Here is a 26,387-nt window from a genome sequence, read left to right as displayed (position 1 = left end):
TATGACGCTCTACAGACAACTATTGGCAACCATGCTGCTGCTGTTCGGATTGCTGTTTGCCGCCACCTATTGGGTGCAATTCAATTCGACCCGCAACTACCTGGCGCAGCAGCAGGAGACCACCGTCATCAATACGTCCACCGCACTGGGTCTGGCGCTGACCCCCTATCTGGAGAACGGCGACAAGGTCAGTGCCGAATCCGTGATCAAGGCGGTGTTCGACGGGGGTTACTACAAGCTGGTTCGTCTCGATCTGCTGGCCTCCAAGGATGTCATCGAGCTGGAGAACAGCAGCCATATCGAAGGGGTCCCACAGTGGTTCATTGGGCTGGATCTGTTCCCTGAAGTGGCCAATGAATCGATTTTGACGTCGGGTTGGCTGCAACTGGGCAAGCTGAAGGTCGTCGGCCACCCTGGACAAGCCTACTACGAGCTTTGGAAAGGAATGAGCGAACTGGCCACCTGGTTCCTGGTCGGCTTTCTCGTCACCACTCTCTTGCTGATGCGGGCGCTCAATTATCTGCTCAAACCGCTCAAGCTGATTTGCGATCAGGCGGTTGAAATCGAGCTGCACCATTTCGGCCACGCCATTCCCGAGCCCAAGACCCGCGAGCTGCGGCAAGTGGTACAGGCCATCAATACCCTTTCCAGCAAGCTTGCCGTGCAGTTCAAAGAGCAGGCCGACGAGGCCGAGAACCTGCGAGCCCGCGTCTATGTGGATGCCGTCTCCGGGCTTGGCAACCGCTCTTACTTCGTCGGGCAGGTCAATGCCTGGATTGCGGAGGCCGGGCAGGGCGGGGTCATGCTGGTGGCCGTCGACATGCTGGACGATCTCTATCGGGAAGAGGGCTTTGCTGCAAGGGACAACATGGTCAAGTCCATTGCACAGGTGCTCAGGGAACTGCTGGATGGCTGGGATGGCGCGGCGCTGGCCCGGATCTCGGCGACCGAGTATGCCTTGCTCTGCCCCACCGATGATCTCTCTCAGCTCAAGGAGCTGGCGGAGCTCATCAACAGCCGTATTGCCGATCTGGTTGTCAATCCCATGGGAGAAAGCGGTGCGCTGTCCGTCGTCGGCATCGCCGGCCGTGATGGCAATGACGATCTCTCGGCCCTGCTGACGAAGGCGGATAACGCCCTTGGCAAAGCGCGCAATGAGCGGCGCGGTGCCGTCGTGATGGAAGGCGGCAATGAGCAGGGACTGATGGGACGCCTTGCCTGGCGAGACCTGGTGCAGGATGCCATTGCCAGACATCTCTGGCGCTTCAAGGCACAGCCTGCATGTCGCTTCGATGATGGTACCCGCCTGCATGCCGAGTTGTTCGCGGCCATCTCGCGAGATGGAACGGATTACTTCGCAGGGCAGTTCTTGCCTGCGATCGAGCAGTTCAAGATGGGGGCAGAGTTTGACAAGGCGGTGCTGGAAGCCTGCGTCCCCTTGTTCAAGCAGCAACCGGAATTGGTGTTGGCAGTCAATATCACGGCGGGTTCTCTCTGTTCGGATGAGTTCCTGACATGGCTCAGAGGCTATCTGTCGCTGAACGTGGAGCTGAAGGAGCGACTGCTGTTCGAGATCCCGGAAGCGGCCATCATGAAACACAAAGAGTATGTGACTCATCTGGTTGAGCTGTTGCGAGAGCACGGCTTCTTGTGGGGGGTCGATCACTATGGCCGGCACTTCCAGTCCCTCGGCTATCTGGAAGAGCTGACCCCCGCTTATGTCAAGGTGGACCACGGGTATACCAGCCAGATCATGGAACCAGGCGCCGATACCTCCTTCCTGGCGGCTGTCTGTCGGGCTGCCCACAACGCGGGTGTCACGACCATCGCCACCCGGGTGGAAGATAAGCGGCAGGTTGAATTGTTGTCCAGTTTGCATATCGATGGTTATCAGGGGTTCGTTCACCCTGCATTTCCACTGGCATAAGCGGTACAACTCGATAGAAAGGGGCCCATTAAGGGCCCTTTTTTATATCTGTTTAGAATATGTACATCATTTTTACGCGACATATAGGTAATATCACTAAAACTCGCGCTGTTACTTAATTGATTTTTATATGTAAAAAATATTCGTTCGATTCGCTGCATCGGATGAAGTCAAAGAGACTCAACCCTGTACATTTTTGCAACGGAAGCAGGACGGGGGCGTATCTAGAGTGTAGGCATCAAGATCTGTCACCCTGGAGCAATGGATATGCGCACCCAAATCATCGACAAAACCGTGGTCGTCTCTTCCGTAGAAGGCAACGTTCAGATCCTGCTTGCCGATGGCAGCAGTCGCCCTCTCCAGCCTGGCGAGATACTGCAGCCTGGCGCCAGACTCAATATCGCTGATGATGCCAAATTGATGCTGGCGCCCTACGATGACAAACCTGCAGAGGGCAATGGTGTCCCGGCAGGGACAGAGATGCCTCCAGAGGGGCAATCTTCCTCATCGGTTGCCAATCATCAGCAAGGCTCGCCTGAAGTGTCGCCAGAAATTGCGGCGTTGCAACAATCCATCCTGCAAGGGGTTGACCCGACCAAGAACTTCGAAGCCTCTGCTGCCGGTGGGGCACCTGCCGCCGGTGGTGGTGGCGGTATCGGCGGGGTCGCTGGGGCCAGTGGCAATGGTGGTTTTGTTGTCATAGATCGCATCGGAGATGCGACCATAGCCGAGGCCGGATTCGATACCGGCTATGACACGTTGATCGATCAGAATGTGCTGCAGGAAGACGATCTTCTGCCCGAGAATCAGCTCGATGATCAGGATGAGTCTGCTGTTACCCAGGAAGATCAGGCCATCAGTGGCAATGTGCTCGACAACAGCAACAATCCGGATGGTCCCCTTGATACGTCTGTCATTTCCTATAGCTGGGGCAGCAATCAGGGAATTGCTGCCGGCGTTGAGAGCACGCTGGATGGGATTGGTACGCTGATCATCAATGCCGACGGCTCCTATACCTTTACCCCTGCGCTGAACTACACAGGCCCTGTACCTGCGGTCAATTACACCGTAACGGATGGGGATGATACCAACGACTCCACTCTGACCATCACCATCACCCCTGTAGATGAGCCTGTCTCGCTGAATGGATTGCAGGTCGAGGGTGGTGAGCTTGTCCTTGATGAAGCCGCATTGCCGGATGGCTCAGCCTCCGATGGCGCAGCCTTGACCAAGAGCAGTACCTTTACATTCAATGCGGCAGATGGAGTACAAAGCCTGACGCTGGGAGGTGTGACGCTGATCAGCAATGGCCAGGTCTTGACCACCTTCCCCCAGGGGATCCCCAGTCCTTTGGGAAATCAACTGCTGGTGACCGGCGTCAGCTACAACCCGGTGACAGGGGTTGGCAGCGTGACCTACAGCTACACCCTGAACGATAACGAAACACATAACAAACCTGCAAATGATGGGGCTCTGACGGAGAGCTTCAACGTCGTGTTGACGGACCTTGATGGCGACACGACCAGTGCAGGGCTGGATGTCGTGGTGCTGGATGACGTGCCGACGGCGGTGAGCGACGTTAACCTGACGGCGGCGAGCGAGAACAACCTGGTCCTCAATGGCAACGTCATCACCAACGACGTGCAGGGGGCGGATGGCGCGGCAGTGACCGCGGGCACCCTGAGCGGGACCTACGGCAGCCTGGTGCTCAATGCCAACGGCACCTACACCTACACCCTCAACCCGAACGACGGTGACTTCAAGGCGCTGACCGGGGGCGGGGTGGGCAGCGAAGTGTTCACCTACACCCTGACGGATGCGGATGGAGACGTGAGCACGGCGACCCTGACCCTGACCATCAAGAACGACGATGACGGGGTGACCATCACCAACCTGACGCCCAAGGGCGAGGGCGGGGATGCGAAGGTGTACGAGGACGACCTGCTGGCGACCCGCGGCGCGAACGAGTCGGCGGGGTCGGACAGCAGCAAGGAGTCGACCACGGTGACGGGGGACTTCACCATCAGCGCGCCGGACGGGGTGAAGACCCTGAGCGTGGGTGGCATCAACATCGTGGTGAACGGGGTGGTGGCGGGCTTCCCGCTGAGCGGGGTGACCACGCCGCTGGGCAACACCCTGACCATCACCGGGTACAACCCGGCGACCGGGCTGGTGAGCTACAGCTACACCCTGAACGACAACGAGGCGCACCCGACGGCGAACGGCAACAACAGCCTGTTCGAAGACTTCGCGGTGAGCCTGGTGGACAGCGACGGGGATTCGGCCTCGAACACCCTGAGCGTGCAGATTGTCGATGACGTGCCGACGGCGGTGAGCGACGTCAACCTGACGGTGGCGAGCGAGAACAACCTGGTCCTCAATGGCAACGTCATCACCAACGACGTGCAGGGGGCGGATGGCGCGGCGGTGACCGCGGGCACCCTGAGCGGGACTTACGGCAGCCTGGTGCTCAATGCCAACGGCACCTACACCTACACCCTCAACCCGAACGACGGTGACTTCAAGGCGCTGACCGGGGGCGGGGTGGGCAGTGAAGTGTTCACCTACACCCTGACGGATGCGGACGGAGACGTGAGCACGGCGACCCTGACCCTGACCATCAAGAACGACGATGACGGGGTGACCATCACCAACCTGACGCCCAAGGGCGAGGGCGGGGATGCGAAGGTGTATGAAGACGACCTGCTGGCGACCCGCGGCGAGAATGAGTCGGCGGGGTCGGACAGCAGCAAGGAGTCGACCACGGTGACAGGGGACTTCACCATCAGCGCACCGGACGGGGTGAAGACCCTGAGCGTGGGTGGCATCAACATCGTGGTGAACGGGGTGGTGGCGGGCTTCCCGCTGAGCGGGGTGACCACGCCGCTGGGCAACACCCTGACCATCACCGGGTACAACCCGGCGACCGGGCTGGTGAGCTACAGCTACACCCTGAACGACAACGAGGCGCACCCGACGGCGAACGGCAACAACAGCCTGTTCGAAGACTTCGCGGTGAGCCTGGTGGACAGCGACGGGGATTCGGCCTCGAACACCCTGAGCGTGCAGATCGTGGACGACGTGCCGACGGCGGTGAGCGACGTCAACCTGACGGCGGCGAGCGAGAACAACCTGGTCCTCAATGGCAACGTCATCACCAACGACGTGCAAGGGGCGGATGGCGCGGCAGTGACCGCGGGCACCCTGAGCGGGACCTACGGCAGCCTGGTGCTCAATGCCAACGGCACCTACACCTACACCCTCAACCCGAACGACGGTGACTTCAAGGCGTTGACCGGGGGCGGGGTGGGCAGCGAAGTGTTCACCTACACCCTGACGGATGCGGACGGAGACGTGAGCACGGCGACCCTGACCCTGACCATCAAGAACGACGATGACGGGGTGACCATCACCAACCTGACGCCCAAGGGCGAGGGCGGGGATGCGAAGGTGTACGAGGACGACCTGCTGGCGACCCGCGGCGAGAATGAGTCGGCGGGGTCGGACAGCAGCAAGGAGTCGACCACGGTGACGGGGGACTTCACCATCAGCGCACCGGACGGGGTGAAGACCCTGAGCGTGGGTGGCATCAACATCGTGGTGAACGGGGTGGTGGCGGGCTTCCCGCTGAGCGGGGTGACCACGCCGCTGGGCAACACCCTGACCATCACCGGGTACAACCCGGCGACCGGGCTGGTGAGCTACAGCTACACCCTGAACGACAACGAGGCACACCCGACGGCGAACGGCAACAACAGCCTGTTCGAAGACTTCGCGGTGAGCCTGGTGGACAGCGACGGGGATTCGGCCTCGAACACCCTGAGCGTGCAGATCGTGGATGACGTGCCGACGGCGGTGAGCGACGTCAACCTGACGGTAGCGAGCGAGAACAACCTGGTCCTCAATGGCAACGTCATCACCAACGACGTGCAAGGGGCGGATGGCGCGGCGGTGACCGCGGGCACCCTGAGCGGGACCTACGGCAGCCTGGTGCTCAATGCCAACGGCACCTACACCTACACCCTCAACCCGAACGACGGTGACTTCAAGGCGCTGACCGGGGGCGGGGTGGGCAGTGAAGTGTTCACCTACACCCTGACGGATGCGGACGGAGACGTGAGCACGGCGACCCTGACCCTGACCATCAAGAACGACGATGACGGGGTGACCATCACCAACCTGACGCCCAAGGGCGAGGGCGGGGATGCGAAGGTGTACGAGGACGACCTGCTGGCGACCCGCGGCGCGAACGAGTCGGCGGGGTCGGACAGCAGCAAGGAGTCGACCACGGTGACGGGGGACTTCACCATCAGCGCGCCGGACGGGGTGAAGACCCTGAGCGTGGGTGGCATCAACATCGTGGTGAACGGGGTGGTGGCGGGCTTCCCGCTGAGCGGGGTGACCACGCCGCTGGGCAACACCCTGACCATCACCGGGTACAACCCGGCGACCGGGCTGGTGAGCTACAGCTACACCCTGAACGACAACGAGGCGCACCCGACGGCGAACGGCAACAACAGCCTGTTCGAAGACTTCGCGGTGAGCCTGGTGGACAGCGACGGGGATTCGGCCTCGAACACCCTGAGCGTGCAGATTGTCGATGACGTGCCGACGGCGGTGAGCGACGTCAACCTGACGGTGGCGAGCGAGAACAACCTGGTCCTCAATGGCAACGTCATCACCAACGACGTGCAGGGGGCGGATGGCGCGGCGGTGACCGCGGGCACCCTGAGCGGGACTTACGGCAGCCTGGTGCTCAATGCCAACGGCACCTACACCTACACCCTCAACCCGAACGACGGTGACTTCAAGGCGCTGACCGGGGGCGGGGTGGGCAGTGAAGTGTTCACCTACACCCTGACGGATGCGGACGGAGACGTGAGCACGGCGACCCTGACCCTGACCATCAAGAACGACGATGACGGGGTGACCATCACCAACCTGACGCCCAAGGGCGAGGGCGGGGATGCGAAGGTGTATGAAGACGACCTGCTGGCGACCCGCGGCGAGAATGAGTCGGCGGGGTCGGACAGCAGCAAGGAGTCGACCACGGTGACAGGGGACTTCACCATCAGCGCACCGGACGGGGTGAAGACCCTGAGCGTGGGTGGCATCAACATCGTGGTGAACGGGGTGGTGGCGGGCTTCCCGCTGAGCGGGGTGACCACGCCGCTGGGCAACACCCTGACCATCACCGGGTACAACCCGGCGACCGGGCTGGTGAGCTACAGCTACACCCTGAACGACAACGAGGCGCACCCGACGGCGAACGGCAACAACAGCCTGTTCGAAGACTTCGCGGTGAGCCTGGTGGACAGCGACGGGGATTCGGCCTCGAACACCCTGAGCGTGCAGATCGTGGACGACGTGCCGACGGCGGTGAGCGACGTCAACCTGACGGCGGCGAGCGAGAACAACCTGGTCCTCAATGGCAACGTCATCACCAACGACGTGCAAGGGGCGGATGGCGCGGCAGTGACCGCGGGCACCCTGAGCGGGACCTACGGCAGCCTGGTGCTCAATGCCAACGGCACCTACACCTACACCCTCAACCCGAACGACGGTGACTTCAAGGCGTTGACCGGGGGCGGGGTGGGCAGCGAAGTGTTCACCTACACCCTGACGGATGCGGACGGAGACGTGAGCACGGCGACCCTGACCCTGACCATCAAGAACGACGATGACGGGGTGACCATCACCAACCTGACGCCCAAGGGCGAGGGCGGGGATGCGAAGGTGTACGAGGACGACCTGCTGGCGACCCGCGGCGAGAATGAGTCGGCGGGGTCGGACAGCAGCAAGGAGTCGACCACGGTGACGGGGGACTTCACCATCAGCGCACCGGACGGGGTGAAGACCCTGAGCGTGGGTGGCATCAACATCGTGGTGAACGGGGTGGTGGCGGGCTTCCCGCTGAGCGGGGTGACCACGCCGCTGGGCAACACCCTGACCATCACCGGGTACAACCCGGCGACCGGGCTGGTGAGCTACAGCTACACCCTGAACGACAACGAGGCACACCCGACGGCGAACGGCAACAACAGCCTGTTCGAAGACTTCGCGGTGAGCCTGGTGGACAGCGACGGGGATTCGGCCTCGAACACCCTGAGCGTGCAGATCGTGGATGACGTGCCGACGGCGGTGAGCGACGTCAACCTGACGGTAGCGAGCGAGAACAACCTGGTCCTCAATGGCAACGTCATCACCAACGACGTGCAAGGGGCGGATGGCGCGGCGGTGACCGCGGGCACCCTGAGCGGGACCTACGGCAGCCTGGTGCTCAATGCCAACGGCACCTACACCTACACCCTCAACCCGAACGACGGTGACTTCAAGGCGCTGACCGGGGGCGGGGTGGGCAGTGAAGTGTTCACCTACACCCTGACGGATGCGGACGGAGACGTGAGCACGGCGACCCTGACCCTGACCATCAAGAACGACGATGACGGGGTGACCATCACCAACCTGACGCCCAAGGGCGAGGGCGGGGATGCGAAGGTGTACGAGGACGACCTGCTGGCGACCCGCGGCGCGAACGAGTCGGCGGGGTCGGACAGCAGCAAGGAGTCGACCACGGTGACGGGGGACTTCACCATCAGCGCGCCGGACGGGGTGAAGACCCTGAGCGTGGGTGGCATCAACATCGTGGTGAACGGGGTGGTGGCGGGCTTCCCGCTGAGCGGGGTGACCACGCCGCTGGGCAACACCCTGACCATCACCGGGTACAACCCGGCGACCGGGCTGGTGAGCTACAGCTACACCCTGAACGACAACGAGGCGCACCCGACGGCGAACGGCAACAACAGCCTGTTCGAAGACTTCGCGGTGAGCCTGGTGGACAGCGACGGGGATTCGGCCTCGAACACCCTGAGCGTGCAGATTGTCGATGACGTGCCGACGGCGGTGAGCGACGTCAACCTGACGGTGGCGAGCGAGAACAACCTGGTCCTCAATGGCAACGTCATCACCAACGACGTGCAGGGGGCGGATGGCGCGGCGGTGACCGCGGGCACCCTGAGCGGGACTTACGGCAGCCTGGTGCTCAATGCCAACGGCACCTACACCTACACCCTCAACCCGAACGACGGTGACTTCAAGGCGCTGACCGGGGGCGGGGTGGGCAGTGAAGTGTTCACCTACACCCTGACGGATGCGGACGGAGACGTGAGCACGGCGACCCTGACCCTGACCATCAAGAACGACGATGACGGGGTGACCATCACCAACCTGACGCCCAAGGGCGAGGGCGGGGATGCGAAGGTGTACGAGGACGACCTGCTGGCGACCCGCGGCGCGAACGAGTCGGCGGGGTCGGACAGCAGCAAGGAGTCGACCACGGTGACGGGGGACTTCACCATCAGCGCGCCGGACGGGGTGAAGACCCTGAGCGTGGGTGGCATCAACATCGTGGTGAACGGGGTGGTGGCGGGCTTCCCGCTGAGCGGGGTGACCACGCCGCTGGGCAACACCCTGACCATCACCGGGTACAACCCGGCGACCGGGCTGGTGAGCTACAGCTACACCCTGAACGACAACGAGGCGCACCCGACGGCGAACGGCAACAACAGCCTGTTCGAAGACTTCGCGGTGAGCCTGGTGGACAGCGACGGGGATTCGGCCTCGAACACCCTGAGCGTGCAGATTGTCGATGACGTGCCGACGGCGGTGAGCGACGTCAACCTGACGGTGGCGAGCGAGAACAACCTGGTCCTCAATGGCAACGTCATCACCAACGACGTGCAGGGGGCGGATGGCGCGGCGGTGACCGCGGGCACCCTGAGCGGGACTTACGGCAGCCTGGTGCTCAATGCCAACGGCACCTACACCTACACCCTCAACCCGAACGACGGTGACTTCAAGGCGCTGACCGGGGGCGGGGTGGGCAGCGAAGTGTTCACCTACACCCTGACGGATGCGGACGGAGACGTGAGCACGGCGACCCTGACCCTGACCATCAAGAACGACGATGACGGGGTGACCATCACCAACCTGACGCCCAAGGGCGAGGGCGGGGATGCGAAGGTGTATGAAGACGACCTGCTGGCGACCCGCGGCGAGAATGAATCGGCGGGGTCGGACAGCAGCAAGGAGTCGACCACGGTGACAGGGGACTTCACCATCAGCGCACCGGACGGGGTGAAGACCCTGAGCGTGGGTGGCATCAACATCGTGGTGAACGGGGTGGTGGCGGGCTTCCCGCTGAGCGGGGTGACCACGCCGCTGGGCAACACCCTGACCATCACCGGGTACAACCCGGCGACCGGGCTGGTGAGCTACAGCTACACCCTGAACGACAACGAGGCGCACCCGACGGCGAACGGCAACAACAGCCTGTTCGAAGACTTCGCGGTGAGCCTGGTGGACAGCGACGGGGATTCGGCCTCGAACACCCTGAGCGTGCAGATCGTGGACGACGTGCCGACGGCGGTGAGCGACGTCAACCTGACGGCGGCGAGCGAGAACAACCTGGTCCTCAATGGCAACGTCATCACCAACGACGTGCAGGGGGCGGATGGCGCGGCGGTGACCGCGGGCACCCTGAGCGGGACTTACGGCAGCCTGGTGCTCAATGCCAACGGCACCTACACCTACACCCTCAACCCGAACGACGGTGACTTCAAGGCGCTGACCGGGGGCGGGGTGGGCAGTGAAGTGTTCACCTACACCCTGACGGATGCGGACGGAGACGTGAGCACGGCGACCCTGACCCTGACCATCAAGAACGACGATGACGGGGTGACCATCACCAACCTGACGCCCAAGGGCGAGGGCGGGGATGCGAAGGTGTATGAAGACGACCTGCTGGCGACCCGCGGCGAGAATGAATCGGCGGGGTCGGACAGCAGCAAGGAGTCGACCACGGTGACAGGGGACTTCACCATCAGCGCACCGGACGGGGTGAAGACCCTGAGCGTGGGTGGCATCAACATCGTGGTGAACGGGGTGGTGGCGGGCTTCCCGCTGAGCGGGGTGACCACGCCGCTGGGCAACACCCTGACCATCACCGGGTACAACCCGGCGACCGGGCTGGTGAGCTACAGCTACACCCTGAACGACAACGAGGTGCACCTGACGGCGAACGGCAACAACAGCCTGTTCGAAGACTTCGCGGTGAGCCTGGTGGACAGCGACGGGGACTCGGCCTCGAACACCCTGAGCGTGCAGATCGTCGATGACGTGCCGACGGCCAACGATGATGCTGACAGTGCCACTGAAGGTGTGTTCACTCCGGTGACGGGTAATGTCATTACCGGGGCGGGGACCATCGGCGGCACAGCCGGTGCCGGGGTGGACGTCATGGGGGCGGATGGTGCGGCAATCAGCCAGGTCGTGAGCTCGAACGGCAATTCAGACAGTAATCCTGCCGGTGGATTCACTGTGACCGGGCTGTATGGGACGCTAACCATGGGGTTGGATGGCGAATACAGTTATACGCTCACGGCGGCATCGGTTCCCGTGGGTGCCTCGGAGGTATTTACCTACACGCTCAAAGATGGCGATGGTGATACAGATCCGGCAACTCTTACCATCAATATTGCTCAGGATACCCGTGTCCCTGTATTGACCATCGGCAATGCGACGGTTGATGAGGAGGGACTGCCTGAGGGGACGGCTGCCAGTGGTAATTCGGAGATATTCAATGGCAGCTTCACCATCAACACCCAGGGGGAAAATCTGACTACCTTGACCATCGGTGGGCAGGCTTACAACTTGACCAGTGGCGGCAGTCAGACCTTGATCAACAATACGGAAGGAATGCTGACGGTAACCGGTGTCAGCGGCCCCACAGCCGGTGTCTACACGGTGAATTATACCTACACGCTCAAAGACAATGTGCTGACTCACAACGTTCAAGGCAACAGTGATACAGCGAATGGTCCGAGTTTCGTCGTGTCGGCTACGGATGCCAGTGGCGACAGTGGCACGGGTAACCTGCAGGTTGTGATCAGCGATGATGCCCCCATTGCCAATGCTGTTACCAATGCAGGCCAGGCGACTCAGGTGCAGAACACGAATCTGATGTTGATCCTCGATATCTCCGGCAGTATGGGTGATCCATCGGGCTATCAAGGCATGACTCGGATGCAGGTGATGCAAAAGTCCGCTTTGGAGCTGCTGGACAAATACAGCGCCTACGGCAGCGTCATGGTCAATATCGTGACCTTCTCCACTTCAGCCGCCAATCCGACCGGGGTGTGGGTCTCGGTCGATGTAGCCAAGGCCATCATCCTTGGCCTTACCCCCACGAACTCGACCAACTACGATGATGCACTGAACGAGGCAATCAAAGCCTTTGGCGATACAGGTAAACTCGCTAATGCGCAAAATGTCTCTTACTTCATGTCGGATGGTCTGCCAAATGCCAACTCGTTGAGCGGTACCCCCGCCACAGTTCCTGATGGCAACAACTCGCTTGGCGGTGGAAACGGGATCGATGGTGACGGCACGACGCTGAGCGGTGAAACCAAGGACTGGGCCGATTTCCTGACGGCGAACAACATCAATTCGTACGCGCTCGGGATGGGATCGGGAGCGACCCAGTCTGCACTGGATCCCATTGCCTACAACGGGGTCAGTGGTGCCAGCCCGGCAAATACCACCGCAGTGGTGGTGACTGACTTCAGCCAACTGACCGCGACCCTTTTGAGCACCGTGGTAGCCCCGCCCTTGGCAGGACAACTTATAAACGGTGTAGCGGCGAGTGCTGGGGCCGATGGTGGCTGGCTCAATGCCATTACCGTGGGGGGGGTGACTTATACCTACAACCAGAAGACGGACTCCGCCGGCGTTTCGGGAGGGACATCAGCCGGGACCTTCAATACAACGACCAACGAATGGACCATTACACTTGCAGGCGGCATCCTCAAGGTGGACATGGACAACGGCGCCTACACCTATACTCCGCCGTCATCCATTCCGGTCGGGGGGATAAACCAGGTCGTGGGTTACAGTGTGATAGACAACGATGGGGATACTGCGTCCAGCACCTTGTCCATCGTTATCAACCCGGCGGTCGGTCCTACCGTGGTTCGTGATGACTTTATCATCACCAACCAGGACCCCGCGACCATTCCGGATTGGGCTCTGCTTGCCAATGACACCGGGCCTCTGGCTGCGACCCAGATGATCACGGGCGTCTCGGGAGCCGTTGGAGGGACCGTCACAGACAATGCAGGCTCGGTAACATTTGATGATACCTCCGGCAATGCGACTCCCAACTCTTACGAGGGTTCGTTCAACTACACCAATAGCACGACCACAGATACGGCCAAGGTGTATGTGGATGTGCAGAGCGGTTTGACACTTACCGGGAGCTATCTCGACGAGATCCTTATTGGGGGATCTGGAAACGATACGCTCAACGGCAATGCCGGGAACGACATCCTGCTTGGAGGACTCGGTAACGACACCTTGAATGGTGGTGAGGGCAATGATCTCCTGATCGGTGGCGCTGGCAACGATACCCTGAACGGCGGCAATGGCAATGATACGGCCAGTTACTTCGACAGCGCTGCTGGGGTCACGGTCACAGTCAATGGTGCCAGTCAGAATACCGGAGGGGCAGGGACAGACAGCCTGAGCAACATGGAAAATCTGGTAGGATCCATGTTCAACGACAGCCTGACCGGCGATGGCAATGCCAACGTCCTGAGCGGACTGGCAGGTAACGACATCTTGAGTGGTGGTGGGGGCGACGACCTGCTGATTGGGGGTACCGGCAGTGATACCCTGACTGGTGGGGCTGGCAAGGATACCTTCAAATGGATGGCAGGTGATGCAGGAGGCACGGATACCATCAAAGACTTCACCACGGGGGCCAATGGAGATGTCCTGGACCTGAGTGAACTGCTCAGTGGTGAGCATGCCGATGCGAGCACACTGGATCACTACCTTACCTTTGCTTCTGGTCCGGGCAGTGGCAAGTCAACCCTGACCATTGATCTCGATGGAGCGGGAAGTGGCACCACGACTCATACCATCCTCTTTGACAACGTGGATCTGACGGCCGGTAAATCCAATCTGCAGGTCATTCAGGATCTGCTGGATCAGGGCAACCTCAAGGTCGATCCGTAAGCAGGGTATGGGGGCCGGGTGTGCCCGGCCCCTGTTATTTGATGGAGTGGGCAGATAAGATAGCTGCAGTATCAGGAGAGGGTCACCATGCAGTCATTCAACTGGGTCGACATCGACGGCATTCGCTACAGCTGGAACGGGCAGGACAATATCGTCTGCACCGGCCGCTTTGGTTATCAGGCCACGATGACAGGTGACACGCTCAATGGTCTGGAGCTGGAGAGCGAAGATGGTGAGGTGGCGGGGTTGCTGAATGTGGACTTTGCCGCTTCTCGTATCAGCTTCACGCCAGCAGAGGATGCCCCCCTGCCCCACATGATGGTGCTGGTCGGCCATGAGTGGGGGCAGCAGGAGTATTCGTTGCAGAGCCTGAGTGATACCTCCTTGCAGGGGCTGCTCAGCCACGGTGAGGAGCTTGACTGGGGAGCGCTGGCCGTCGTGACGACGTCCGAGCCGAATCTGCCATCACAAGGTCATGTTCTGTCGTGGGATTCGTTCCACTTTGAGGATGAGTCGCTGTTTGGCAGCCAGGCGCCTGCTCCCGTGATGACAAGTCATGGCAATTCAGGAGGAGGGGAGATCAGCATCAATATCGACATGACCAATCAGGTGCTGGACCAGATACCGCCGACACACGATATATGAATCCCAATCGACGACATGCATAATGACCTCCATCTAAATGATGGAGGTTTTTTTATGTGGCGTCCCCTTCTTACCCTGTCCGCGCTGGTTGTCAGTGCTCCGTTGCTTGCCATCGAGGTTCCCCAGGCTCCTCATCTGGTCGTCAGTGGCTATGCGGAGCAGAAGGCTGAACCAGACATGCTGACGCTCAATGTCGCCGTCACGGCACTGGAGAAGCAGGGCATCAAGGCCAAACAGCAGGTAGATACCAAGGTAGCTGCCTTCTTTGGCCAGCTTGAGAGCCTGGGCATCAAGCGCAGCGACGTGGAGGCTGGCAATCTGGTGATCTCCCCCGAGTACCAGTATCCCCAGAACAAGCAACCCGAAATGGTGGGTTACCGTGCCCAGCGTCAGCTGGCGGTCAAACTCTACCAGCTCGACAAGTTGAGCCAGCTGATGGACACCGCCCTCAAGGCGGGTCTGGAGTCCGTGACCCAGATAGAGTACGGCCTGAAGTCACCACAGGTCATCAAGGAGCAGGCCCGGCTTGGTGCTGTTGCTGATGCCACGAGCAAGGCGGAATCCCTGGCCAAGGCTTTCGGCATGAAGCTTGGCAAGGTGTATAGCGTTGAATACCGCAACAGTTCCCCCATGCCGGTCTATACCCGTGCCATGAAGGCTGCGGCAGCCCCTGCCGCCGACATGATGGAAAACAGCTATCAACAGCAGCAGATCAGCATCACTGACAATGTAGAAGCCGTCTTCCTGCTGGAATAACACAGCCCCTTTGTCCATCACTCAAACCCGAGGCAACCCCTCGGGTTTGTCATTGCAGGGGCTGGCAGGACAAGTGAGCCGCGAACTGGGTCAGGTGAAACGGGAATGGAATAAAAAAATACCGGTCAGTGACCGGCATTTTTGCTGGAGAGGCATGATGCCTAGCCCAGGTTGGTAGCCAGCTTGCGTTGGCTCTTCTGTTTGAGCAGATAGCCGATACCGAGTACCAGGACCCAGGCCGGGATCAGCTCGACCGAGATGCGGGTGCCATCGTTCATGTACATGATCACCAGGATGGCGGCCATGAAGGCGAGGCAGAGGTAGTTGCCAAACGGGCTCCACAGTGCCTTGAACTTGGTGGTGACGCCTTCTGCAGCCTTCACCTTGCGGAACTTGAGGTGCGCTAGGCTGATCATGGCCCAGTTGATGACCAGGGCGGAGACCACCAGGGACATCAGCAGACCAAAGGCCTTGCCCGGGATCAAATAGTTGATGAGCACGCACAGCAGGGTGGCCGCGGCCGAGATGGTGATGGCGGTCAGGGGCACGCCGCTCTTGTTGGTCTTGAGCAGGGCCTTGGGGCCGTTGCCCTGCTTGGCCAGGCCAAACAGCATGCGGCTGTTGCAGTAGACGCAGCTGTTGTACACCGACAGCGCGGCGGTCAGCACCACCAGGTTAAGTACATTGGCTACCAGGTTGCTGTCGAGCGCATGGAAGATCATCACGAACGGGCTGCCGCCTTCCACTACCTTGCCCCAGGGATAGAGGGAGAGCAGTACGGTGAGGGCACCGATGTAGAAGATGAGGATGCGGTAGATCACCTGGTTGGTGGCTTTTGGGATGCTCTTCTCGGGATTGTCCGCTTCCGCTGCCGTGATGCCGACCAGCTCCAGACCGCCGAAGGAGAACATGATGAAGGCCATTGCCATCACCAGCCCGCCGACGCCGTTGGGGAAGAAGCCACCCTGGGCCCAGAGGTTGCTGACCGTGGCCTCGGGGCCGCCGCTGCCGGAGAACAGCATCCAGCCGCCGAATCCAATCATGCCGAGAATGGCGACCACCTTGATGATGGCGAACCAGAACTCCATCTCGCCGAACGCCTTGACGTTGGAGAGGTTGATGGCGTTGATCAGCACGAAGAAGAAGGCCGCCGACATCCAGGTCGGGATCTCGGGCCACCAGTACTGGACATAGATACCGACTGCCGTCAGCTCGGCCATGCTCACCAGTACATAGAGCACCCAGTAGTTCCAGCCGGAAGCGAAGCCGGCGAAGTCACCCCAGTACTTGTAGGCAAAATGGCTGAATGAGCCGGCAACCGGCTCTTCCACCACCATCTCGCCCAGCTGGCGCATGATGAGGAAGGCGATGAAGCCGCCGATGGCGTAGCCCAGCAGCACCGCAGGGCCCGCCATCTTGATGGTGTCGGCAATGCCGAGGAACAGGCCTGTACCGATGGCACCGCCCAGTGCGATAAGCTGGATATGGCGGTTTTTCAGACCGCGCTTGAGCTCCTCGCCGTGTTGTTGAAGATCCATGCTTCCTTCCTTACGTCGCTGAAATCACTCGGCTCGCGTCCCGTCAGCCACAGCACTTCCTCTGCCTGGCGCGGCATCTTGTGCCGAAAACGTGACGAAATCCGTATTTATATCGTTACGGTTTGCCGCTGGCTGTTTTTTGTAGCGGCTACCAACCCGAGCAGAATAGTGATAATCGACCGTCCATGCACCTGTTTTCCTCATCATTGGCTGCTATTTTGTGCGCCATGCAGGTTTTTCATGATCTGGGAAGGGGTTTTGAGAGTGGTTGCTGGTTTTGTGTTCGGGTGGATTTTAATCTATTGACTCAGTCCGGTTTTCATGGCCTTGTTGCCCTTTGATAAAAAGGGACTCATATGATGGAGCGTATAGTCGGTGGCCTGGTGATGGCCGTGCTCTGGCTCGGGATCTGGCTATCCCCCATGTTGCTGACGATGGCGATGAGCAGCCTTGTTGTCTGGGGCTGGTTGGGAGCGGATTACCTGGTGAACCACATCGCCATGGTGCTCATCCTTGCTGCCGGGATGGGGATGGTGCCAGCTTGCTGGCTGAGCGAGCGAGTCCGCAAGGGCAGGGGACTCATCCATTTTCACGGCATGTTGATGAACAACAAGGAACTCAACAAGCCCTGAGCCTGCTCGCCCCGCGAGTGATGGGATGCCAGCGATGATGCTGGCATCATTTTTTCATCCTGTTCTTCTGTTTCGTTATCTTGCCACTGACTTGTTTAAATGGTGTGTTGTGCTGTCACAGCCTTGCAGGTTAGCAGAGCTGGCGGCGAAGGCCGGTCGCTTCCAGGATCTTGGCGCTGATCTCCTCGACCGAGTGGGAGCTGGTATCGAGGAAGCGGATCGCCTCCTGGCGGAACAGCCTCTCGACGCTGGCCAGCTCCTGTTTGCATTGATCAAGCGAGGAGTAGCGGCTGTTGGCGCGGCGCTGGTTGCGGATCTCGTGCAGCCGCTGCGGCATGATGGTGAGGCCGAACAATTTGTGGCGATTGGCCTTGAGGGCGGCGGGCAGCTCCAGCGATCCCATGTCCTGCTCGATAAAGGGATAGTTGGCGGCGCGAATGCCAAATTGCAGTGCCAGATAGAGGCTGGTCGGTGTCTTGCCGCAACGGGAGACCCCGATGAGGATGATGTCTGCCTCGTCATACTCCCTGGTGGTGATGCCATCGTCGTTGGCCAGCGCAAAGTTGACCGCTTCGATGCGATCGTCGTACAGCTTGCGGTTTTCCATGCCATGGGTGCGATGCAACCTGGGTTCGGCCTTGATACCGAGCTCCTGTTCGAGAGGGCTCACGAAGGTGTTGAGAAAATCGTGGCTGCTGGCCTGGGCCTTGAGCACCTCTTCACGCACCATGGGGTCGACGATGGTGTGAAACAGGATGGGGCGCACCCCGGTCTGGCGAAACTGCTCATCAATGCGTGCCCGTACCTGGCGCGCTTTCTCCTGGGTCTCGACAAAGGGGATGGTTACCTGTTCGAAGGCCAGGGGAAACTGGCTCAACACGGCGTGGCCGAAGACTTCGGCGGTGATGGCGGTGCCGTCGGATACATAGAATACGGTGTGCACTGCGGACTCCTGTGGTGCGCTCCAGGGGGCGGCGAGAAATAAGTATCTCTCGAAACCATATCGTTTTTGTCAACAGATCTGCCATGCCCAAGTTGTGAACTCGCTTGCAAACCTGAGTCGTTACCTTTTTGTGTCGCTATTGTAGAATGCCTGTGTCAAACGACCATCCCCAACTCTTGCTCGGGGATTTTTTTGACAATAAATAGAAAACGTTTTCATGGTCGTTGGCAACAGACACTAACAAAAACACACGACTTGGCACAGCAGGTGAATTGTCACCCTGGCCCCCCAACCTGGAGACATGCAAATGCAACAGTACGTACTCTGGTACGAACAGCTCGGTATGCAGGACGTTGAACGCGTCGGCGGCAAGAATGCATCCCTTGGCGAGATGATCAGCAACCTCTCGGGGGTCGGCGTGTCCGTGCCGGGCGGGTTTGCGACCACGGCCTTTGCGTTTAACGAGTTTCTGGAGTTAAGCGGCCTCAACGGCAAGATCCATGACCTGCTCGACAGTCTGGATGTGGATGACATCGCCGCCCTCAACCGGGCCGGTCAGCAGATCCGCGACTGGGTGGTGGAAGCGCCCTTCCAGCCCGCTCTAGAGCAGGCGGTGCGCGAGGCCTATGACAAGCTGAGCGCGGGGCTCGAGGCATCCTTTGCCGTGCGCTCCTCCGCCACTGCGGAAGACATGCCGGATGCGTCGTTTGCCGGTCAGCAGGAGACCTTCCTCAACGTGCGCGGTATCGATGCCGTCATGACTGCCATCAAGCATGTGTTTGCCTCGCTGTTCAACGATCGCGCCATCTCCTACCGGGTCCATCAGGGCTATGACCACAAGGGGGTCGCTCTCTCCGCCGGGGTACAGCGCATGGTGCGCTCGGATCTGGCTGCCTCAGGCGTCATGTTTACCCTGGACACCGAATCCGGCTTCAACGACGTGGTCTTCATCACCGGCGCCCAGGGCTTGGGCGAGATGGTGGTGCAGGGGGCCGTCAACCCGGACGAGTTCTATGTGCACAAGCCGACCCTCAAGGCCGGGCGCCCCGCCGTGGTGCGCAAGACGCTGGGCTCCAAGCTCATCAAGATGACCTACTCCGGGGATGCCGGTCATGGCCGTCAGGTGAAGGTGGTCGACACCACCGATGCCGAGCGCAACCGCTTCTGCATCACGGACGAGGAAGTGATGGCCCTGGCAAAGCAGGCCCTCATCATCGAGCAGCACTACGGTCGCCCGATGGACATCGAGTGGGCCAAGGATGGTCAGGATGGCAAGCTCTACATCGTTCAGGCCCGTCCGGAAACCGTGCGTAGCCGCCAGGAAGCCAATACCCTCGAGCGCTTTGCCCTCAAGCAAACCGGCAAGGTGCTGATCGAGGGGCGTGCCATCGGCCACAAGATTGGCGCGGGTCCGGCCCGTGTCATCTCCTCCATCAGCCAGATGGATGAAGTGCAGCCCGGCGATGTGCTGGTCACCGACATGACCGATCCGGATTGGGAGCCCATCATGAAGCGCGCTTCCGCCATCGTCACCAACCGGGGTGGACGCACCTGTCACGCCGCCATCATCGCCCGGGAGCTTGGCATTCCGGCAGTGGTGGGTTGCGGCAACGCCACCGACCACATCCAGGATGGTCAGCTCATCACCGTCTCCTGTGCGGAAGGGGATACCGGCTTCATCTATGACGGCGAGCTCGACTTTGACGTGGCGGTGACCGAGGTGGGCAACATGCCGCGCCTGCCCATCAAGATCATGATGAACGTCGGCAATCCGGACCGCGCCTTCGATTTTGCCCAGTTGCCGAATGCCGGCGTGGGCCTGGCCCGCCTCGAGTTCATCATCAACCGCATGATCGGGGTCCACCCCAAGGCGCTGCTGGAGTTCGATCAGCAGACCCCGGAACTCCAGGCCTCCATCACCAGGATGATCGCGGGCTACGAGAGCCCCAGGGAGTTCTACGTGGCCAAGCTGACGGAAGGGATCGCCACCCTGGCGGCCGCCTTCTGGCCTGAGCGGGTCATCGTGCGGATGTCGGACTTCAAGTCCAATGAGTACGCCAACCTGGTGGGGGGGCGTGGTTACGAACCCCATGAAGAGAACCCCATGATCGGTTTCCGCGGTGCGTCGCGCTACATCGCCGACAGCTTCCGCCCCTGCTTCGCCCTCGAGTGCGAGGCGATGAAACGGGTGCGGGATGTCATGGGGTTGACCAACGTCGAGGTGATGATCCCCTTCGTGCGTACCCTGGGTGAGGCGGAGCAGGTGGTGGAGATACTGGCTGAGAACGGCTTGCGCCGTGGCGAGCGCGGCCTGAAAGTCATCATGATGTGCGAGCTGCCCTCCAATGCGCTGCTGGCGGACAAGTTCCTCGAGCACTTCGACGGCTTCTCCATCGGCTCCAATGACATGACCCAGTTGACCCTGGGGCTGGATCGGGACTCCGGGCTCATCGCCCACCTGTTCGACGAGCGCAACGAGGCGGTCAAAGCACTGCTGGCCATGGCCATCGCCGCCGCCCGCAAGGCGGGCAAGTACGTGGGGATCTGCGGCCAGGGGCCGTCCGATCACCCGGACTTCGCTGCCTGGCTGGTCGAGCAGGGGATCGATTCCGTGTCGCTCAACCCCGATACCGTGGTCGACACCTGGCTCTATCTGGCCGAGCAGCACAAGGCCGGCTAAACCCGTTCCCGCTTTTTGATGACACGGCGCCGCAATGGCGCCGTTTTTGTCTGCGCCCCCCTTTTTCTGTTACAAGGGGAAAGAGCAAGGTGCTCCGCACCCATCACAGGACGATCCCATGACCTCATTGCAGTGGCAATCCGCCACCCTGGCCCTGCGTGGCCACCACACCCTGGTTATTCCCGAACTCTGTCTCACCCCGCAGGCCTGCTGGGCCTTCGTCGGCAGCAACGGCAGCGGCAAGACGGCGCTGGCGTCGGCCCTGTGCGGCGAGCTGGTCGTGCGTGCCGGAGCGGTATCGGGTCGAGTCCGGGCCGAGCGACTCTCGTTCGAGTCGCAGCAACAGCTGGGGGAGCTGGACTGGCAGCGGCGCAATACCGACATGCTGGGGGAAGAAGAGGAGGCGGGGTATCGGGTATCGACCCTGATGCAGGAGGCAGGGGGTGAGGAGCATGAGGCCCGCGCGCTGCTGGCCCGTTTTGGCATTGAATCCCTGTGGGAGCGCCCCTATCGCTACCTCTCGAGCGGGGAGGGGCGCAAGCTGCTGCTGGCCCGGGCCCTGCTGGGGCGACCCGAGCTGCTGGTGCTGGACGAACCCTTCGATGGCCTGGATCAGGGGGCCAGGGCTTCTTTGATGATGTTGCTGGCCGACCTGGTGTCAGAGGGGCTGCGCCTGGTGGTGATCGTCAATCGTTTTGACGAGATCCCCCCCTTTGCCACTCACCTCGGCCTGCTCGGCGAGTGTTGTCTGCTGCTGGCGGGGGAGCGCGAGGTGGTGCTCGGCAGCCAGGAGGTGGCCCAGCTGGCACGCGCCGAAACCGTATCCCCCCGTTTGCCGCCCCCGCTGACGACACCCGAGCCCTTGCCTCCCGGCCCTCGGGTCGTCATGAAAGCCATGCGTATCGCTTACGGGGATCAGGTGATCATCGACGGGCTCGACTGGACCATTGACGAGGGGGAGCACTGGCAACTGGTGGGACCAAACGGCGCTGGCAAGTCGACCCTGCTCTCCCTCATCACCGGAGATCACCCGCAAGGTTACAACAATGAGCTCCATCTGTTCGGACGGCGGCGGGGCAGCGGCGAGAGCATCTGGGAGATCAAGCGCCACATCGGGCTCGTGAGCCCGGCGCTGCATCTGGACTATCGTGTCAGCTGCCCGGTGCAGACAGTGATCCTCTCCGGTTTCTACGACTCCATCGGGCTTTATACCCGACCGGGGGATCGTCAGCTGGCGCTGGCCAACCAGTGGCTGGCCCTGCTGGGGCTGGCCGATCAGGGGGCGCAGCCTTTCCACTCTCTCTCTTTCGGTCAGCAGCGACTGGTGCTGATCGCCCGTGCCCTGGTCAAGCATCCGCCGCTGCTCATCCTGGACGAACCCCTGCAGGGACTGGATCCCCTCAACCGTCACCTGGTGCGGGAGATGGTAGCGCGCCTCGTGGGCGAGGGAACCCAGCTGTTGTTCGTTTCCCATCATGCCGATGATGCGCCCCCCGGTCTGACCCACAGGCTGAGCTTCGTGCCAAGGGAGGGGGAAGGATACGACTATCTGCAGGAGCGTCTGGGGAGCTGAGCCGTCCGGGCGGCATGGTCAGAGAGGGGCCGGTTCGGCGAGGAGCGGCGGCATCCCCAGCAGCGTCCACCACAGCCCGAAGAAGAGCATGATCCCCAGCCAGAGCCAGGCAAGATAGTGACGGGTGGCGGCCATCCCCGTCACAGTCACCATGAATGCCGCCCCGAAGGCGATGAGGGCGAACAGAAAGGGCGCCATGTTGTCCATCATGGCGGTCATTTCACCAGGGAGAGGATCTGGCGAAATGCCGGATGGCGGCAGTCCCCCATCAGCTCATAGAGGCACATCTCCACCGAGGTGAGGGCGGCGCCCCGGGCCGCCAGCTGAGCGATGGCGAGATCCCGGTTGGCAAGGGTGCGAGACGACACCGCATCCACCACCAGCGAGACCCGGGCGCCGCTGGCCAGAAGTCCCAGCACGCTCTGGTAGACGCAGATATGGGTCTCGATGCCACATACCAGCCAATGCTCGATCCCACTCTCGGCCAACGCGGTCGCCACAGTGGGCTCCCCCAGGGCGCCGAAGCTGTATTTGGGCAGCACAAGATCGCCTGCCTGCAGCGATTGCAATTCGGGCACGGTGGCACCGAGCTTGTCCGGGTTCTGCTCCAGCCAGACAACCGGCAGCCCCAGCACCCTGGCCCCTTGCACCAGCCTGGCGGTATTGGCAATCAGGGCGTCGCTCTCCTCGACCAGGCGGGCCAGCTTGCCCTGAATATCGACCACCAGCAGGCCTGGGTGATGGTGTTTGTGCATTTTTTGTCTCCTTTCTCCGTTGCGGATGAGATACAGCGCCATCCTGGGAGCCATTCTCGCGTACATCTTGATACAAATTGTGAGCTGACCGACGGCGTGGCGGGCACTAGGATGCGCGTCATGGAGCCCGTTTTCTCAGTTGTGGTGTGCATGACAAGGGGCGACGCATCAACCCGCTACTGCGTAGTTGGACGATTTTCCATTAACGATGAGAAGTACCATGAAGAAGATAATCCTGTTCGTCTCCCTGGCTGGCCTTTTGGCCGGTTGCGCCAGCCCGGCACAACGCATGGCGGAATGCCAGGCGCAAGGGATCAGCAAGGACGCCTGCTACCAGGCCGAGCAAAACCGCCAGGCGTCCATCATGAACGCCGCCGAGAAGCAGGCCTTGGAGAACGCCAGCAAGGCGGTCAAATAATCTAACCCGACTCACTACGTGTACTTCTCAGGCCCTGGATTCACCGAATGCAGGGCCTTTTGCTGGGTGGCACTGTGCTGCGATGTGTTTGCGGCGTGTGAGGACTCAATGTAGGTCATCGCCTCGATGTTGTTGCCATCGGGATCGCGCAGGAAGGCGGCGTAGTAATTGGGGGCATAGTGGGGACGCAGTCCCGGCAACCCATTGCAGGCAAAACCTGCCTTGATCCCCGCGTGATGGAACGCATCCACCTGTGTCGCGTCGTCGGCCCTGAATGCGAGATGGCAGGAGGCGCCCTGCTGGCCCTGCTCAATCAGGAAGCCCACGTGATCGCGGCCCATCAGGCCAAAACCGGCCGCCGTCTCATCAGACCATTTGAGTTCTATCAAAAGAGGAGCCAGCACGGTGGCGTAGAAGTGCTGACAGGAGTCAAAACGCACCACCTTGATTTCTACATGATCGAACACGGTGACTCCTTGTGTTGCCTGGGTGTAGAGCAGCCCATCAGGACCTTATGGAAACCCGTTGAAATGGGTATCGAATGACCACAATAAGTCAGTTTGACGCCAGGCAGGGAGAGGGCAAGGCGCATAACTGCGTGCTCCGTCAAAGATTTTTCATCCAGTTGCGGGATGCGCTTTGCTTCGTGCTGGCCAAGCTTGCCCGGTTTTGTTGCTTGGCGAAGGCTACGAGCTCTGTTATGGTGTGCTCAGTTAGCCGTTTGGATGGCTAGATGGTTGTGCGTTGACTGCATGTTCGCGCCCCCGACCGCTCACCGTTTTGATGATCATGTTGACAGGGAGTTTTTATGCAACGTCGTTCCTTCTTCACCCTTTCCGCCCTGGCGCTGCTCGCCAGCAGCCTGCCGCTGTCCGCCTTTGCCATCGATGAGGCGAAGAAAGAGATCGTCATCGGCACCACGGTTGGCGACTTTGCCGACATGGTCACCGACGCCATCAAGCCGCAGCTCGAAGCCAAGGGCTACAAGGTCAAACTGGTGGAGTTCACCGATTACGTGACCCCCAACATCGCCCTGGCGGACGGGTCGCTTGACGTCAACTGCTTCCAGCACAAGCCCTATCTGGAGAGCTTCGCCAAAGACCGGGGTCTCTCTCTGGCGCCCATCACCCAGGTACCGACCGGTCCCATGGGGCTCTACGCCGGCAAGCTGGGGGATCTGAAGGCGGTGAAAGAGGGAAGCACGGTCGCCATCCCGAACGATCCCACCAACCAGGCGCGGGCACTGCTGATGTTGCAGGATCTGGGCTGGCTGAGCCTCAAGGAGGGGATCAATCCTCTCAAGGCGAGCGAGTTCGACGTGGTGAAGAACCCCCACAACCTCAAGCTGGTGCTGCTGGAAGCGGCGCAGCTGCCGCGCTCCCGTGAGGATGTGGACTTCTCCGTCATCAACGGCAACTTTGCCGCCTCAAGCGGGATCCCGTTCAGCTCCGGCCTCTTCCTCGAGCGCAGCTATGACTTCATCAACTGGGTAGTGGTCAAGAGCGCCGATGCGGGCAAGCCGTTCGCCAAGGATGTGGCGGCCGCCTACAACTCCCCCGAATTCAAGGCTTATGCCGCCAAGCGCTTCGTCGGCTACAAGTATCCCGAGGGCTGGCAGCAGAAGGGGTGAGTGGCGTACAAGCGATAAAAACGGGCACCCAGGTGCCCGTTTTTTATTGGAGGTCAGTAGTGGCGCAACCACCAGCGGGCGGCCAGGAGGGCGGTAAGGCTGCCAAGCAGGGCGCTTGCCAGCACATCCAGGGGCCAGTGCATGCCGATAAGGGTGCGCGAGAGGCCGATCCCGATGGCCCAGAGTGGCAGCAGCCAGGCCCCGGCGGGTGCCCGGGCCAGCCAGATCAGGCCGAAGAACTGGGCGAGGCTCATGGCGGCGATGCTGTGACCGGAGGGAAAGGCGTAGTTGACCTCTGCCTGCCAGTGCTGGCCGAGCCAGGCGGGCAGCGCCAGCAACTGGGTCGCGGCGTGGACCTGTTCGCTGCGAAGGGCCTGGCTTCCCCCATAGAACTGGCGGATGGCGGGGATCAGCTCCTGGCTCTCCAGCCAGATGAGGTAGGGCCTGGGCTCCTCGGTCAGCAGCTTGATGAGGCTCTTGATGACCCAGTCGCTCGCCAGCACGGCAAAGAGGGCGCCAGCCAGCGCCAACAAGGCGCGACCGTCCAGCGTCAGCTTGTGTCTTGTGAGCAGCAGCAGGGCGGCGATGGTGAAGACCAGCCCCGGCAAGTCCACCATGCGGGTGAGGGCGTAGGGCCACCATAGCCAGCCCGATTGCAGGGCCTGGGTCATGAACGGCTGCCAGGGCAGGCAGACGAGCAGCAGCAGGGGAAGGAGCAGGAGGGCATTGAAATGAAGCACCTTGCGGCGTGGCAACGAAGAGGAGTGAGTCGGCATCAAGGGGTCCGGTTCGGTGGCGCGAGCGGCTAGAAAGAG

At 61.1% G+C, this 26,387-nt stretch carries 15 protein-coding genes; 9 read left to right on the top strand and 6 right to left on the bottom strand.

All coding sequences use genetic code 11. The features are described 5' to 3' along the window. Position 1 precedes the first annotated feature (1 nt). The 4 genes from C2U47_RS00985 (at position 2) to C2U47_RS00940 (ending at position 15,403) form a co-directional block, all read left to right on the top strand. Entirely contained in the window at positions 2-1,927 is a 1,926-nt protein-coding gene (locus tag C2U47_RS00985) for an EAL domain-containing protein (protein WP_029314733.1), read from the top strand. A gap of 267 nt (positions 1,928-2,194) precedes the next feature. Continuing rightward, positions 2,195-14,002, top strand: coding sequence for a retention module-containing protein (locus C2U47_RS22795; RefSeq protein WP_158657382.1), 11,808 nt, complete (start codon positions 2,195-2,197; stop codon positions 14,000-14,002). 87 nt (positions 14,003-14,089) lie between these two features. Beyond that, positions 14,090-14,647, top strand: coding sequence for a hypothetical protein (locus tag C2U47_RS00945; RefSeq protein WP_010675157.1), 558 nt, complete (start codon positions 14,090-14,092; stop codon positions 14,645-14,647). Positions 14,648-14,701: 54 nt separating this feature from the next. Further along, positions 14,702-15,403: an SIMPL domain-containing protein gene (locus tag C2U47_RS00940; protein ID WP_010675156.1), complete on the top strand. Its 702-nt coding sequence runs from the start codon at positions 14,702-14,704 to the stop codon at positions 15,401-15,403. A 161-nt stretch (positions 15,404-15,564) separates the two neighbouring features. Here C2U47_RS00940 and C2U47_RS00935 read toward each other — a convergent pair whose 3' ends face one another. After that, positions 15,565-16,941, bottom strand: a complete 1,377-nt coding sequence (locus tag C2U47_RS00935) for an amino acid permease (RefSeq protein ID WP_010675155.1) — start codon at positions 16,939-16,941, stop codon at positions 15,565-15,567. A gap of 356 nt (positions 16,942-17,297) precedes the next feature. Here C2U47_RS00935 and C2U47_RS00930 point away from each other — a divergent pair, with 356 nt between their 5' ends. Then, on the top strand, positions 17,298-17,573 hold the full coding sequence (locus C2U47_RS00930; protein WP_010675154.1) for a hypothetical protein: 276 nt from the start codon (positions 17,298-17,300) through the stop codon (positions 17,571-17,573). A gap of 130 nt (positions 17,574-17,703) precedes the next feature. On the opposite strand, the gene ppsR is transcribed toward C2U47_RS00930, so the two are convergent. Beyond that, positions 17,704-18,516, bottom strand: a complete 813-nt coding sequence (gene ppsR, locus C2U47_RS00925) for a posphoenolpyruvate synthetase regulatory kinase/phosphorylase PpsR (protein WP_010675153.1) — start codon at positions 18,514-18,516, stop codon at positions 17,704-17,706. 307 nt (positions 18,517-18,823) lie between these two features. Between ppsR and ppsA the strand changes: the two genes are divergently transcribed. Next, positions 18,824-21,196, top strand: a complete 2,373-nt coding sequence (gene ppsA / locus C2U47_RS00920) for a phosphoenolpyruvate synthase (RefSeq protein WP_010675152.1) — start codon at positions 18,824-18,826, stop codon at positions 21,194-21,196. Positions 21,197-21,314: 118 nt separating this feature from the next. Further along, positions 21,315-22,769, top strand: a complete 1,455-nt coding sequence (gene modF / locus C2U47_RS00915; RefSeq protein ID WP_010675151.1) for a molybdate ABC transporter ATP-binding protein ModF — start codon at positions 21,315-21,317, stop codon at positions 22,767-22,769. A gap of 18 nt (positions 22,770-22,787) precedes the next feature. On the opposite strand, the gene C2U47_RS00910 is transcribed toward modF, so the two are convergent. Both C2U47_RS00910 and C2U47_RS00905 read right to left on the bottom strand, forming a co-directional pair. Beyond that, positions 22,788-22,967 carry a hypothetical protein gene (locus tag C2U47_RS00910; protein ID WP_223945723.1) on the bottom strand — a complete coding sequence of 60 codons (180 nt, stop codon included), beginning with the start codon at positions 22,965-22,967 and terminating at the stop codon, positions 22,788-22,790. A 17-nt stretch (positions 22,968-22,984) separates the two neighbouring features. Next, positions 22,985-23,524, bottom strand: coding sequence for a hydrolase (locus C2U47_RS00905; protein ID WP_010675149.1), 540 nt, complete (start codon positions 23,522-23,524; stop codon positions 22,985-22,987). 220 nt (positions 23,525-23,744) lie between these two features. Here C2U47_RS00905 and C2U47_RS00900 point away from each other — a divergent pair, with 220 nt between their 5' ends. Beyond that, positions 23,745-23,942, top strand: a complete 198-nt coding sequence (locus tag C2U47_RS00900) for a hypothetical protein (protein ID WP_010675148.1) — start codon at positions 23,745-23,747, stop codon at positions 23,940-23,942. Between the two features lie 14 nt (positions 23,943-23,956). On the opposite strand, the gene C2U47_RS00895 is transcribed toward C2U47_RS00900, so the two are convergent. Further along, positions 23,957-24,409 carry a VOC family protein gene (locus C2U47_RS00895; protein WP_010675147.1) on the bottom strand — a complete coding sequence of 151 codons (453 nt, stop codon included), beginning with the start codon at positions 24,407-24,409 and terminating at the stop codon, positions 23,957-23,959. A gap of 341 nt (positions 24,410-24,750) precedes the next feature. On the opposite strand from C2U47_RS00895, the gene C2U47_RS00885 reads away from it, so the two are divergent. Next, the gene (locus tag C2U47_RS00885) at positions 24,751-25,572 is read left to right on the top strand and encodes a MetQ/NlpA family ABC transporter substrate-binding protein (RefSeq protein WP_010675145.1); all 822 of its coding nucleotides are present in this window, start codon (positions 24,751-24,753) and stop codon (positions 25,570-25,572) included. 53 nt (positions 25,573-25,625) lie between these two features. On the opposite strand, the gene C2U47_RS00880 is transcribed toward C2U47_RS00885, so the two are convergent. Further along, positions 25,626-26,348, bottom strand: coding sequence for a phosphatase PAP2 family protein (locus tag C2U47_RS00880; RefSeq protein ID WP_029314731.1), 723 nt, complete (start codon positions 26,346-26,348; stop codon positions 25,626-25,628). Positions 26,349-26,387: the final 39 nt, after the last annotated feature.

Origin of the sequence: Aeromonas sp. ASNIH7, assembly GCF_002903485.1 — a bacterium.
In the GTDB taxonomy this organism is placed as follows: domain Bacteria; phylum Pseudomonadota; class Gammaproteobacteria; order Enterobacterales; family Aeromonadaceae; genus Aeromonas; species Aeromonas caviae.
This window is presented reverse-complemented; position numbering and strand designations above follow the sequence as displayed.

Bases quoted from the DNA above. Each gene is read 5' to 3' on its own strand.
- C2U47_RS00900 (WP_010675148.1), top strand. From the start codon at position 23,745: ATGAAGAAGATAATCCTGTTCGTCTCCCTGGCTGGCCTTTTGGCCGGT.
- ppsA (WP_010675152.1), top strand. From the start codon at position 18,824: ATGCAACAGTACGTACTCTGGTACGAACAGCTCGGTATGCAGGACGTT.
- C2U47_RS22795 (WP_158657382.1), top strand. From the start codon at position 2,195: ATGCGCACCCAAATCATCGACAAAACCGTGGTCGTCTCTTCCGTAGAA.
- C2U47_RS00880 (WP_029314731.1), bottom strand. From the start codon at position 26,348: ATGCCGACTCACTCCTCTTCGTTGCCACGCCGCAAGGTGCTTCATTTC.
- C2U47_RS00940 (WP_010675156.1), top strand. From the start codon at position 14,702: ATGTGGCGTCCCCTTCTTACCCTGTCCGCGCTGGTTGTCAGTGCTCCG.
- C2U47_RS00935 (WP_010675155.1), bottom strand. From the start codon at position 16,941: ATGGATCTTCAACAACACGGCGAGGAGCTCAAGCGCGGTCTGAAAAAC.
- C2U47_RS00930 (WP_010675154.1), top strand. From the start codon at position 17,298: ATGATGGAGCGTATAGTCGGTGGCCTGGTGATGGCCGTGCTCTGGCTC.
- C2U47_RS00885 (WP_010675145.1), top strand. From the start codon at position 24,751: ATGCAACGTCGTTCCTTCTTCACCCTTTCCGCCCTGGCGCTGCTCGCC.
- C2U47_RS00985 (WP_029314733.1), top strand. From the start codon at position 2: ATGACGCTCTACAGACAACTATTGGCAACCATGCTGCTGCTGTTCGGA.
- C2U47_RS00910 (WP_223945723.1), bottom strand. From the start codon at position 22,967: ATGGCGCCCTTTCTGTTCGCCCTCATCGCCTTCGGGGCGGCATTCATG.
- C2U47_RS00945 (WP_010675157.1), top strand. From the start codon at position 14,090: ATGCAGTCATTCAACTGGGTCGACATCGACGGCATTCGCTACAGCTGG.
- modF (WP_010675151.1), top strand. From the start codon at position 21,315: ATGACCTCATTGCAGTGGCAATCCGCCACCCTGGCCCTGCGTGGCCAC.
- C2U47_RS00905 (WP_010675149.1), bottom strand. From the start codon at position 23,524: ATGCACAAACACCATCACCCAGGCCTGCTGGTGGTCGATATTCAGGGC.